This window comes from Pseudomonas agarici (assembly GCF_900109755.1).
Taxonomy (GTDB): domain Bacteria; phylum Pseudomonadota; class Gammaproteobacteria; order Pseudomonadales; family Pseudomonadaceae; genus Aquipseudomonas; species Aquipseudomonas agarici.
Window position 1 is genome coordinate 80,996 of record NZ_FOAR01000015.1, and the last position, 12,854, is coordinate 93,849.

At 58.5% G+C, this 12,854-nt stretch carries 10 protein-coding genes; 1 reads left to right on the forward strand and 9 read right to left on the reverse strand.

Annotated elements, in window-relative coordinates; genetic code table 11:
* Positions 1 to 75: 75 nt before the first annotated feature.
* The 6 genes from odhB to sdhC form a co-directional block, all read right to left on the reverse strand.
* Positions 76 to 1,293, reverse strand: coding sequence for a 2-oxoglutarate dehydrogenase complex dihydrolipoyllysine-residue succinyltransferase (gene odhB / locus BMX68_RS15175; RefSeq protein WP_017132985.1), 1,218 nt, complete (start codon positions 1,291 to 1,293; stop codon positions 76 to 78).
* A 41-nt stretch (positions 1,294 to 1,334) separates the two neighbouring features.
* Positions 1,335 to 4,166 carry a 2-oxoglutarate dehydrogenase E1 component gene (locus BMX68_RS15180; RefSeq protein WP_026013283.1) on the reverse strand — a complete coding sequence of 944 codons (2,832 nt, stop codon included), beginning with the start codon at positions 4,164 to 4,166 and terminating at the stop codon, positions 1,335 to 1,337.
* 276 nt (positions 4,167 to 4,442) lie between these two features.
* Entirely contained in the window at positions 4,443 to 5,147 is a 705-nt protein-coding gene (locus tag BMX68_RS15185; RefSeq protein ID WP_017132987.1) for a succinate dehydrogenase iron-sulfur subunit, read from the reverse strand.
* A gap of 11 nt (positions 5,148 to 5,158) precedes the next feature.
* Entirely contained in the window at positions 5,159 to 6,931 is a 1,773-nt protein-coding gene (gene sdhA / locus BMX68_RS15190; RefSeq protein WP_017132988.1) for a succinate dehydrogenase flavoprotein subunit, read from the reverse strand.
* Between the two features lie 3 nt (positions 6,932 to 6,934).
* The gene (gene sdhD / locus BMX68_RS15195; RefSeq protein ID WP_017132989.1) at positions 6,935 to 7,303 is read right to left on the reverse strand and encodes a succinate dehydrogenase, hydrophobic membrane anchor protein; all 369 of its coding nucleotides are present in this window, start codon (positions 7,301 to 7,303) and stop codon (positions 6,935 to 6,937) included.
* Positions 7,297 to 7,671 (reverse strand): succinate dehydrogenase, cytochrome b556 subunit, encoded by a 375-nt coding sequence (gene sdhC / locus BMX68_RS15200; RefSeq protein WP_017132990.1) that lies wholly within the window; start codon positions 7,669 to 7,671, stop codon positions 7,297 to 7,299. The genes sdhD and sdhC overlap by 7 nt, the downstream gene beginning before the upstream one ends.
* 366 nt (positions 7,672 to 8,037) lie before the next feature.
* Here sdhC and gltA point away from each other — a divergent pair, with 366 nt between their 5' ends.
* Positions 8,038 to 9,327: a citrate synthase gene (gene gltA, locus BMX68_RS15205; protein WP_017132991.1), complete on the forward strand. Its 1,290-nt coding sequence runs from the start codon at positions 8,038 to 8,040 to the stop codon at positions 9,325 to 9,327.
* Positions 9,328 to 9,517: 190 nt separating this feature from the next.
* Here gltA and BMX68_RS15210 read toward each other — a convergent pair whose 3' ends face one another.
* The 3 genes from BMX68_RS15210 to BMX68_RS15220 form a co-directional block, all read right to left on the reverse strand.
* Positions 9,518 to 11,176: a cation acetate symporter gene (locus BMX68_RS15210; protein ID WP_017132992.1), complete on the reverse strand. Its 1,659-nt coding sequence runs from the start codon at positions 11,174 to 11,176 to the stop codon at positions 9,518 to 9,520.
* On the reverse strand, positions 11,173 to 11,484 hold the full coding sequence (locus BMX68_RS15215; RefSeq protein WP_017127829.1) for a DUF485 domain-containing protein: 312 nt from the start codon (positions 11,482 to 11,484) through the stop codon (positions 11,173 to 11,175). Before BMX68_RS15215 ends, BMX68_RS15210 begins: the two co-directional genes overlap by 4 nt.
* A 205-nt stretch (positions 11,485 to 11,689) precedes the next feature.
* Positions 11,690 to 12,541 (reverse strand): glycine betaine ABC transporter substrate-binding protein, encoded by an 852-nt coding sequence (locus BMX68_RS15220; protein WP_026013284.1) that lies wholly within the window; start codon positions 12,539 to 12,541, stop codon positions 11,690 to 11,692.
* Between the last annotated feature and the right edge of the window lie 313 nt (positions 12,542 to 12,854).

Below are 12,854 nucleotides of genomic sequence, written 5' to 3' on the forward strand. Positions count from 1 at the left end.
TTTACGCGACCGTCGTGGGACGAAGCTGGTCATTTACACCGAGGGCAAGGCGCCAGGCGCCCGCCCTGGGTAAAGTCAGATATCCAGCAGCAAACGAGCCGGGTCTTCCAGCAGGTTCTTGATGGTAACCAGGAAGGTCACAGCCTCTTTACCGTCAATCAAACGGTGATCGTAGGACAGAGCCAGGTACATCATCGGACGGATCACAACCTGACCATTGATTGCCATCGGACGCTGGATGATGTTGTGCATCCCCAGAATCGCCGCTTGTGGCGGGTTGACAATCGGGGTCGACATCATCGAACCGAATGTACCACCGTTGGTGATGGTGAACGTACCGCCGGTCATTTCGTCAATGGACAGCTTGCCGTCACGGGCTTTCTTGCCAAAAGTGGCGATACCGCCTTCGATTTCGGCCAGGCTCATTAGCTCGGCGTTACGCAGTACCGGTACCACCAGGCCACGATCGCTGGAAACAGCCACACCGATGTCGGCGTAGCCGTGGTAGACGATGTCGGCACCGTCGATCGAGGCGTTGACCGCCGGGAAGCGCTTCAGCGCCTCGGTGGCTGCCTTCACGAAGAACGACATGAAACCCAGGCGCACGCCATTGTGGGATTTCTCGAACAGATCCTTGTACTTCGAACGCAGGGCCATGACTTCGGTCATGTCGACTTCGTTGAACGTGGTCAGCATCGCCATGTTCGACTGGGCTTCGACCAGACGTTTGGCCACGGTGGCACGTACCCGGGTCATCGGTACACGCTTCTCGGTACGGTCGCCAGCAGCGAATACCGGAGCAGCGGCAGCCGGGGCGGCAGCTTTGGCCGGAGCCGCCGCCGGAGCGGCCTTCTTCGCGGCAACGGCAGCCACCACGTCTTCCTTGGTCACACGACCGCCTTTGCCGGTGCCGGCAACGGAAGCGATGGCGATGCCGTTTTCTTCAGCCAGCTTGCGCGCGGCCGGAGCAGCGACCGGATCATCTTCACCGTCAGCGGCGGCTGGGGCAGCAGATGGAGCGGCGGCAGGCGCAGCAGCCGGAGCAGAAACGGCATCGCCGTCGACAATGGAGCCCAGTACTTCGTCGGACAGAACGGTGTCACCCTCGTTCTTGACGATAGGGCCCACCACGCCGTCGGCAGTGGCCAGGACTTCCAGGACCACCTTGTCGGTTTCGATGTCGACGATCAGTTCGTCACGCTTGACTGCCTCGCCCGGCTTTTTGTGCCAAGTAGCAACGGTGCCATCGGCAACCGATTCCGGGAAAGTGGGGGCTTTGATCTCGATAGCCATTATCTGTGGTTCCTTAAATTCGGTTTCAGGTGCGCGAGGCGTTAAACAGTAAAGGCATCTTGCAGCAGTTTTTCCTGCTGCTCAGCGTGCATCGATGCATAACCACAAGCAGGAGCAGCAGAAGCGTCACGACCGGCGTACTCGAGTATGAGCGACTTGTCGTGGCAGCTAATGATGCGACGCATGTGGTGCTGGCTGCTGTACCAGGCGCCCTGGTTCATCGGCTCTTCCTGACACCAGACGACGTGTTTCAGGTTTTTGTACGGTGCCAGGACTTCGATCAGGTCGTCCTCGGGGAATGGGTACAACTGCTCGATACGCACGATGGCGATATCGTCACGCTCTTCGGCACGGCGTTTTTCCAGCAGGTCGTAGTAGACCTTGCCGCTGCACAGAACCAGGCGCTGGACCTTTTTCGGATCCTGGGCGTCGATTTCCGGGATAACGGTCTGGAACGAACCTTCGGCCAGATCTTCCAGGGTAGAGATTGCCAGTTTGTGACGCAGCAGCGACTTCGGCGTCAGCACAATCAGTGGCTTGCGCAATGGACGGATAACCTGACGGCGCAGCAGGTGGTAGATCTGCGCCGGGGTGGTCGGCACGCAGACCTGAACGTTGTGCTCGGCGCACAGTTGCAGGTAGCGTTCCAAACGGGCCGAAGAGTGTTCCGGCCCCTGACCTTCATAACCGTGCGGCAGCAGCATGGTCAGGCCACACAAACGGCCCCACTTGTGCTCGCCACTGGTAATGAACTGGTCGACCACCACCTGGGCACCGTTGGCGAAATCACCGAACTGGGCTTCCCAGATAACCAGGGCGTTCGGTGTGGTGGTCGAGTAGCCGTACTCGAACGCCAGCACCGCTTCTTCCGAAAGGAAGGAGTCGTACAAGTCGAAACGTGGTTGACCTTCATACAGATTCTGCAACGGGATGTAGGTGCCCGCGTCTTTCTGGTTGTGCAGCACGGCATGACGGTGTGAGAACGTACCGCGACCGATGTCCTGTCCGGTCATGCGAATCGGGTGACCTTCGAACGCCAGGGTCGCGTAGGCCATGGTTTCGGCATAACCCCAGTTGATCGGCAGGCCGCCGGCTTGCATCTTCTGGCGGTCTTCGTAGATTTTCGCGACCTGGCGCTGGACCACGAAGCCTTCTGGGGTTTCCAGCAGCTTGGCGGACAACTCCTGTAGGGTCTTGAGATCGAAGCGGGTGTCGTGACGGGCAGTCCATGCGTGCCCCAGGTAAGGACGCCAGTCGACGAACAACTCCTTGTTCGGCTCCTTGACCAGGCTCTTCACCACGTGCAGGCCGTTGTCCAGGGCGTTGCGGTATTCGTCGACTTTCGCCTGAACACGTGCCTCGTCCAGCACCTTGGCCTGGACCAGGCGCTCGGCGTACAGCTCGCGGGTAGTACGCTGCTTGGTGATCTGTTGATACATCAGCGGCTGAGTGCCACTTGGCTCGTCAGCCTCGTTGTGGCCACGACGACGGTAGCAGACCAGGTCGATCACTACGTCGCGCTTGTACTGCATGCGGTAGTCGACCGCCAGTTGAGTGACGAACAGCACGGCTTCCGGATCGTCACCATTCACATGGAGGATCGGAGCCTGGATCATCTTCGCGACGTCGGTGGCGTACTCGGTGGAGCGCGAGTCCAGCGGGTTGCTGATGGTGAAACCGACCTGGTTGTTGATCACGATGTGGATCGTGCCGCCCGTCTTGAAGCCGCGAGTTTGCGACATCTGGAAGGTTTCCATGACCACGCCTTGACCTGCAAATGCAGCATCGCCGTGGAGGGAAATCGGCAGCACCTTGTCACCGGTCACATCGTTGCGACGATCCTGGCGGGCACGAACCGAACCTTCGACCACCGGGGAAACGATTTCCAGGTGGGACGGGTTGAACGCCATGGCCAGGTGCACTTCGCCACCTGTGGTCATCACGTTGGATGAGAAGCCCTGGTGGTATTTCACGTCACCGGAGCCCAGCTCGACCTTCTTCTTGCCTTCGAACTCGTCGAACAGCTCGCGTGGGTTCTTGCCGAAGGTGTTGACCAACACGTTCAGACGGCCACGGTGGGCCATGCCGATAACAATTTCCTTGGTACCGTAGGAGCCTGAGCGCTGGATCATCTCATCCAGCATCGGAATCAGGCTCTCACCACCTTCCAGACCGAAACGCTTGGTGCCTGGGTATTTAGTACCCAGGTATTTTTCCAGACCTTCAGCGGCGGTGACGCGCTCGAGCAGGTGGCTCTTGACGTCCGGGGAGAAGGTCGGGCGACCGCGCACGCTTTCCAGACGCTGCTGGAACCAGTGGCGTTGCTCGGAGTCGACGATATGGGTGAACTCGGCACCGATGGTGCGGCAATAGGTCTGCTGCAACGCTTCGTGAATTTCGCTTAAGCTCGCCTCTTCTTTGCCGATGAACAGGTCGCCGGCACGGAAGGTTGTATCAAGATCGGCATTGGTCAAGCCGTAATGATTGATCGACAGATCCGCGGGTGCAGGACGCTGCCACAGTCCCAGCGGGTCGAGCTGGGCTGCCTGGTGGCCACGCATCCGGTAGGCCTGAATCAGTCGCAGCACCTCAACCTGCTTCTTCTCGTGCTCGCTGCTCACGCTACCGGCGGAAACCGGTTGGGCGCGGCGCTGGTTCTTTGCCAGCAACACGAAATGCTCGCGGATTGTAGAATGCGATACATCGGTGGCAGCGTTGCCGTCAGCGGGCAACGTCTGAAATTTGGTGCGCCACTCTTCTGGCACAGCGTTAGGGTCGTGCAGGTAGAGCTCATAGAGCTCTTCCACATAGGCAGCGTTACCACCTGAAAGATAGCCGCTATTCCACATGCGCTGCATCACGCTTTCTTGCATGCTTGGTCACCCTCGGTTAGGGGACACCATCGGCGAAAACACCGAGCAAGCTTGCAAAAGTCCGAATGCCGCGACTTGAACAAGTCACTTAGGATCACGCTGATAGTCCGGGTACCAGCCCGGATGCCCCTGCTGGTCTCATTTCTTCAAAATAAGAGCCACAGCTTTATGAGCCGTCGCTCAGGTTAAAACTACGGCGCCGGTTGAAGCCCGCGCCGCAGCTCTCTACAGGTACAGCGGTACTGCATTTACAACAACCGGATTACAGCAATCCAATCACACGCCGCTTTGCAGCAGCATGAGACGGATGTGACCGATGGCCTTAGTCGGGTTCAGGCCTTTCGGACATACGTTGACGCAGTTCATGATCCCACGGCAGCGGAATACGCTGAACGGGTCATCCAGCGAAGCCAGACGCTCGACAGTCTTGGTGTCGCGGCTGTCTGACAGGAAGCGGTAGGCTTGCAGCAGAGCGGCCGGGCCCAGGAATTTGTCTGGGTTCCACCAGAAGGACGGGCAAGACGTCGAGCAGCAAGCGCACAAGATGCACTCGTACAAGCCGTCGAGCTTTTCACGCTCTTCCGGAGACTGCAGACGCTCGATGGCCGGAGCCGGCGTATCGTTCTGCAGGAATGGCTTAACCTTCTCATATTGCTTGTAGAAGATGCTCATATCGACGACCAGGTCACGAATAACCGGCAAACCAGGCAACGGACGAACAACCAGCTTGTTGCCCTTGACCACGGCGGACAGCGGCGTGATGCACGCCAGGCCGTTCTTGCCATTGATATTCATGCCATCGGAACCGCAAACGCCTTCACGGCAGGAGCGACGATAGGAGAATCCCTCGTCCTGCTCCTTGATCAGCGCCAGCACGTCCAGCACCATGAGGTCCTTGCCGCCGGTATCGACCTGGAAAACCTGGGTTTTCGGTGCCGAGTCGGTGTCGGGGTTGTAACGATAAACTTCGACTTGCAACATAGCGGTCACCCTTAATAAGTCCGGACTTTAGGTTCGAAAGTCGGAACGGTCTTCGGCGAGAAGTTCACGGCACGTTTCGCAACGCGTTTCTCACCCGGGAAGTACAGGGTGTGGCACAGCCAGTTTTCGTCGTCGCGGTCTTCGAAGTCTTCACGGGCGTGGGCACCGCGGGACTCTTTACGCACTTCTGCAGCGATGGCTGTGGCTTCGGCCACTTCCAGCAGGTTCTGCAGCTCCAGGGCTTCGATACGTGCGGTGTTGAATGCCTGCGATTTGTCGTTGATCTTGACGTTGGCAATACGCTCGCGCAGGCCAGCCAACTGGGCGATACCCTTCTGCATGTATTCACCGGTGCGGAATACACCGAAGTAGTTCTGCATGCAGCTTTGCAACTCGCGACGCAGGGTAGCCACGTCTTCACCGTCGGTACGCTCGTTGAGCTTGGCCAGGCGGTTCAGGGCAACTTCGACGTCGGTGTCGCTGGCGTCACGGTATTCGATACCGTCGGTCAGGGCCTTTTCCAGGTGCAGGCCGGCCGCACGACCGAATACCACCAGGTCGAGCAGCGAGTTACCGCCCAGGCGGTTGGCGCCGTGAACCGATACGCACGCCACTTCTCCCACCGCGAACAGGCCAGGGATAATGGTGTCGACGCCTTCGGCGTTCTGGGTGATGGCCTGGCCATGAATGTTGGTGGCAACGCCGCCCATCATATAGTGGCAGGTTGGCACAACCGGGACCGGAGCAGTCACCGGGTCAACATGCGCAAACGTCTTGGACAGCTCGCAGATACCTGGCAGGCGGCTGTGCAGCACTTCCTCGCCAAGGTGGTCGAGCTTGAGCATCACGTAGTCGCCATTCGGACCGCAACCGTTGCCGGCGATGATTTCCTTCACCATCGAACGGGCAACCACGTCGCGACCGGCCAGGTCTTTCGCGTTCGGCGCATAACGCTCCATGAAACGCTCGCCGTGCTTGTTGATCAGATAACCACCTTCACCACGGCAACCTTCGGTCACCAACACGCCGGCGCCGGCGATACCGGTCGGATGGAACTGCCACATTTCGATGTCTTGCACCGGTACGCCAGCGCGCAGGGCCATGCCGACGCCGTCGCCGGTGTTGATCAGGGCATTGGTGGTGGACGAGTAGATACGACCGGCACCGCCGGTAGCCAGGACAGTGGCCTTGGCACGGATATAGCTGGTTTCACCGGTTTCGATGCAGATGGCGATCACCCCGACGAACGCACCGTCCTGGTTCTTCACCAGATCAACGGCATAGTACTCGTTCAGGAAGGTGGTGCCGGCTTTCAGGTTACCTTGGTAAAGCGTGTGCAGCAGGGCGTGACCGGTGCGGTCGGACGCCGCGCAGGTACGTGCCGCCTGGCCGCCCTTGCCGAAGTCCTTGGACTGGCCGCCGAATGGGCGCTGGTAGATACGACCGGATTCAGTGCGGGAGAACGGCAAGCCCATATGATCCAGCTCGAACACCGCGGCAGGGCCTTCCTGACACATGTACTCGATAGCGTCCTGGTCGCCGATATAGTCGGACCCCTTGACGGTATCGTACATGTGCCAGCGCCAATCGTCGTTCGGGTCGGCCGAAGCAATGGCGCAGGTGATGCCGCCCTGAGCCGATACAGTGTGTGAACGGGTCGGGAACACCTTGGTGATCACGGCCGTCCTGTGGCCGCCCTGAGCCAACTGCAGTGCGGCACGCATGCCTGCGCCGCCGCCGCCAATGATGATGGCGTCAAAAGAGATCGTTGGAATGTTAGCCATGAATCAGATACCCCAGAGAATCTGCACACCCCAGACGAAGTACGCGAACATCGCAATGCCGCATACCACCTGGAAAAGAAAACGCACTACAGTCGCGGACTTGCCGAGCGCCATCGGCGTCAGGTAGTCGGTCGCGATGGTCCACATGCCAACCCAGGCGTGAGCGCCCAGGGCCACCAGCGACAGCAGACTGAAGATGCGCATCCAACCGTGAGAGAACAGCTCGTGCCATTGGGCGTAGCCCAGGCCCGGGTTCGCGATGAGGTATCCGATCAGAAACAGGAAGTAAGCCGCGAGAACGACCGCCGACACGCGCTGTGCCATCCAGTCATAGAGGCCCGAACGCGAGAGGTTCGTGACGTTAGTTACCATATCCAGACTCCTGCCAGAACGATTACCACTACGGAAACAGCGATAACGATTTTCGAGCCCAGCTTGCCGCCTTCAAGCGTATCGCCGATGCCCGTGTCCATGATCAGATGGCGCACGCCGGCAACCAGGTGATACAACAAGGCGGATAGGATGCCCCAAATCACTAGCTTGGCTAGCGGACTGGTCAGACACGCTTTCACCTGACCGAAGCCTTCCTCGGAGCTCAGCGACTTGTCCAATGCATAGAGCATGATGGCCAGACTGACAAAGAGGACGACACCGGAAATACGGTGAAGAATGGACGTGTAAGCAGTGACTGGGAGTTTGATGGTCCTTAGGTCTAGGTTTACAGGTCGTTGGCTTTTCACGGCTTTTTTTCACACTGAAGAGCCCCTAACAATCAGGGCAAAGTTGTTGGGCAAGTGCACTGGTCAGGTACCCACCACCCAGGGAGTGACGACCCCCAATAAAAACAGGCCCAAAAGCCTCTGGCGGTCGGACGCCGAGTATAGACAGTTAGGCTACTAATGACAACGCAAAGGACTACCTCCAGTGGTGCATTGCATTAGTGGGATAAAAGGCGTAAATAGCGGTCAATTTCGAGGAAAAATAGCACTCCAAGCGCTCTGGCACATGACTTTTGGCAAATTGACTTTCGAATTTATCTCACTATAGTGGTGCGGGCCCTGCGTGGGGGGCCTGTCTGATGATTTCAAGCATAAATAGGAGGCCATATGGCTGACAAAAAAGCGCAGTTGATCATCGAGGGCGCAGCCCCCGTCGAGCTGCCCATTTTAACCGGCACCGTGGGTCCTGACGTAATCGACGTGCGGGGCCTGACGGCCACGGGTCGGTTCACCTTCGACCCTGGCTTCATGTCGACTGCGTCCTGCGAGTCGAAAATCACCTATATCGACGGCGATAACGGCACTTTGCTGCATCGTGGCTACCCGATCGAGCAACTGGCCGAGAAATCCGACTACCTGGAAACCTGCTACCTGCTGCTCAACGGCGAACTGCCGACCGCAGAGCAGAAAGCCAAGTTCGTCAGCACCGTGAAGAACCACACCATGGTGCACGAGCAGTTGAAGACCTTCTTCAACGGCTTTCGCCGCGACGCCCATCCGATGGCCGTCATGTGCGGCGTGGTCGGCGCCCTGTCAGCCTTCTACCACGACTCCCTGGATATCAATAACCCCCAACACCGCGAAATCTCCGCGGTCCGCCTGGTGGCCAAGATGCCGACCCTGGCAGCCATGGTGTACAAGTACTCCATGGGGCAACCCATGATGTACCCGCGCAACGACCTGTCCTACGCGGAAAACTTCCTGCACATGATGTTCAACACCCCGTGCGAGATCAAACCGATCAGCCCGGTGCTCGCCAAGGCCATGGACCGCATCTTCATCCTCCATGCCGACCACGAGCAGAACGCATCGACCTCTACCGTTCGTCTGGCAGGCTCCTCGGGGGCCAACCCGTTCGCCTGCATCGCCGCCGGCATCGCGGCACTGTGGGGCCCCGCCCACGGCGGTGCCAACGAAGCGGTCCTGACCATGCTCGATGAAATTGGCGATGTCTCGAACATCGACAAGTTCATTGCCAAGGCCAAGGACAAGAACGATCCGTTCAAGCTGATGGGCTTCGGCCACCGGGTCTACAAGAACCGCGACCCACGCGCCACCGTGATGAAGCAGACCTGCGACGAAGTACTCAAAGAGCTGGGCATCACCAACGATCCACAGCTGGAACTGGCCATGCGTCTCGAAGAGATTGCCCTGACCGACCCCTACTTCATCGAGCGCTCGCTGTACCCGAACGTCGACTTCTATTCGGGGATCATCCTCAAGGCAATCGGCATTCCAACCAGTATGTTCACCGTGATCTTCGCCCTGGCGCGGACCGTGGGCTGGATCTCCCACTGGAAGGAAATGCTCTCCAGCCCGTACAAGATTGGCCGCCCACGCCAGTTGTACACCGGCTACGAGTCGCGTGACATCAGCCGACTGGAAGACCGCAAGTAAAGTCTGGCGCTGAGACTTTAGCTGCATCGAAAACGGCCCCTTGATAGGGGCCGTTTCTGTTTGTGGCGCTCTTTCTAGCCCTGCCGAGCCTGCTCTGCCATCTTCGCGGACACCATGACGGCAAAAAAATGCCCCGATCTCATATCAGGGCATTTCGTTTCGGCATCGCCTATATAGACGCCTGTACCCCTTAGTGAGAAACCGCCCCGCTCGCCCCCAGGCCGGTCTGCGAACGCACGAACTGCGGGAGGAACAACGCCCGCTCGTTCTCGGCCGCCGCCGACTTATCGGTGATGGAGAAGAACCAGATCCCGATGAACGCAATGACCATCGAGAACAGTGCCGGATACTCGTAAGGGAAAATCGCCTTTTCATGATGCATGATCTGCACCCAGATGGTCGGGCCGAGGATCATCAGCCCCACTGCGCTGAGCAGCCCCATCCAGCCGCCGATCATCGCGCCACGGGTGGTCAGCTTCTTCCAGTACATGGAGAGCAACAGCACCGGGAAGTTGCAACTGGCGGCAATGGAAAACGCCAGGCCGACCATGAACGCGATGTTCTGGCTTTCGAACAAGATACCCAGGCCGATCGCCAGCACGCCGAGAGCGACGGTGGTAATCTTCGAGACACGGATCTCATCTTTCTCGTTGACCTTGCCCTTCTTGATCACACTGGCATACAGATCATGGGACACCGCCGACGCACCGGCCAAGGTCAGGCCCGCTACTACCGCGAGGATGGTCGCAAACGCCACCGCCGAAATGAAGCCGAGGAACACGCTACCGCCCACTGCGTCGGCCAGGTGCACCGCGGCCATGTTGTTACCGCCGAGCAAGGCTCCTGCGGCATCCTTGAACGCCGGGTTGGTGCTGACCAACAGGATCGCGCCAAAACCGATGATAAAGGTCAGGATATAGAAGTAGCCGATGAAACCAGTGGCATACAGCACGCTCTTGCGCGCTTCCTTGGCGTCGCTCACGGTGAAGAAGCGCATCAGGATATGTGGCAGGCCGGCGGTACCGAACATCAGTGCCAGGCCGAGGGAAAACGCTGAGATCGGATCTTTCACCAGCCCGCCCGGACTCATGATCGCTTCACCCTTGGGGTGAACCTTGATCGCTTCGGCGAACAGCGTGTTGAAGTCGAAGTTGACGTGCTTCATCACCATCAGCGCCATGAACGAGGCGCCCGACAACAGCAGTACCGCCTTGATAATCTGTACCCAGGTGGTTGCCAGCATGCCGCCGAACAACACATAGAGACACATCAGGATACCCACCAGGATCACCGCGACATGGTAGTCGAGGCCGAACAGTAGCTGGATCAGCTTGCCGGCACCGACCATCTGGGCAATCAGGTAGAACGCCACCACCACCAGCGAACCGCAGGCCGACAGCGAGCGGATCTGGGTTTGTCCGAGGCGGTAGGATGCCACGTCGGCAAAGGTGTACTTGCCCAGGTTGCGCAGGCGCTCGGCGATCAGGAACAGGATGATCGGCCAGCCCACCAGGAAACCGATGGAGTAGATCAGGCCATCGTAGCCCGAAGCGAACACCAGCGCGGAAATCCCCAGGAAGGACGCCGCCGACATGTAGTCGCCGGCAATTGCCAGGCCGTTCTGAAAGCCGGTGATCTTGCCGCCCGCCGCGTAATAGTCAGCGGCCGATTTGTTGCGCTTGGAAGCCCAATAAGTGATGCACAGGGTAGCGCCGACAAACGCGATGAACATCACGATTGCTGAGACGTTAAGGGGTTGTTTGTGCACTTCGCCCGTCAACGCATCGGCGGCCCACAAGGTGGAAGCGAAGGCCATGAGGCCCAAGGCTGCTAGAAGATGCCGGATCATTGCTGAGCCTCCTTGAGAATCGCATTGTTAAGGTCGTCGAATTCACCATTGGCGCGACGCACGTAGATTGCAGTGAGAATAAAAGCCGAGACAATCAGCCCGACGCCAATCGGTATTCCCCAGGTAACCGAAGACGTCGGACTGAGCTTGGCACCCAGCACTTGCGGCCCGTATGCAATCAAAAGAATGAAGCCCGAATACAACCCAAGCATGATCGCCGAAAGAATCCAGGCGAATCGTTCCCTTTTCCTGACCAGCTCCTTGAAGCGCGGGCTGTTCTGAATCGAGAGGTAAATGCTGTCGTTCATTGTTTTTATCCTCGCAGCACAGATGAGATGAAACATTTTTTACTTTAGGCGGCTGGGGAAGCGAAACCAGACGACCTTAGTATTAGAACGACACTAGTCCAGATTCGGAACAGCGGTGGGCAATGAGGCAAATCTTCAACAGACGGCAACACGAAGGCCACCGGGCAGAACGGCCAGGCCGCCTTCGCCTGAGGCCTTCGAAGTATTACTGGGTCCACTCGGCGACGCGATCGGGATGCTTGCCTACCCATTCCTTGGCCGCCGCTTCAGGCTTGGCGCCGTCCTGGATCGCTAGCATGACTTCGCCGATTTCGTCTTTCGAAGCCCACTGGAATTTCTTCAGAAAAGCCGCCACTTCCGGCGCTTTCTTATTCAGGCCCTTACTGCCGATGCTGTTCACCGTTTCAGCCGCGCCATACACGCTCTTCGGATCGTCGAGGAAACGCAGTTTCCACTTGGCGAACATCCAGTGCGGTACCCAGCCAGTCACGGCGATGGATTCGTTCTTCTCGTGCGCACGGGTCAGTTCCGCAATCATCGCCGCCCCCGAGCTAGCTTGCAGCTTGTAGGTATCGAGACCGTAGTCCTTGATGGCCTGCTCGGTCTTGAGCATCACGCCCGAGCCGGCATCGATACCCACGATCTTGTTCTTGAAGGTCGCGTCGTCCTTGAGGTCGGCGATGGATTTGGCCTTGACGTACTCCGGCACGATCAGCCCGATCTTGGCATCCTTGAAGTTGGGGCCGTAGTCGACCACTTTGTCCTTGTTCTTGGCCCAGTACTCGCCATGGGTCACTGGCAGCCAGGCCGAAAGCATGGCATCGAGCTTGCCGGTGGCAACGCCCTGCCACATGATCCCGGTGGCCACGGCCTGCAACTTCACGTCGTAACCCAACTTCTGTTTGATCACTTCAGCAGCCACATGGGTGGTGGCAACACTATCGGACCAGCCATCGACATAACCAATGGTCACCGTCTTTGCATCGGCACCGGCCAAGCTGGAACTGACCGCAAACACCAGAGCGGCACCTACGCCTAAGAGTCGTCGTATCTTCATCGTTACTTCCCCGAAAGTGCTGCGCCCGACGGCTGTCGAGCAACATCAACATGATAGTTAGGGTGCACGGCGCCCCCTTCACGCCCCAGGGTCAAAACCCGTTCGATCATCAGCGGAGTACTGACGCCCTGATCATCAACCCGGCCCGCCAATCGACCTGCTCTGGCAGCGACCTCAAGGCAGCGAGAAACGACATCAGAACGCCAGCAATCAGGGCTTCGAGACAGCGGCTCATTTATTGCGCCCGAACTTTGCATGACAAAATACTGCGCAGGCCCAAGACCAGGATGATTCCGGGTAATATGCGCAGCTT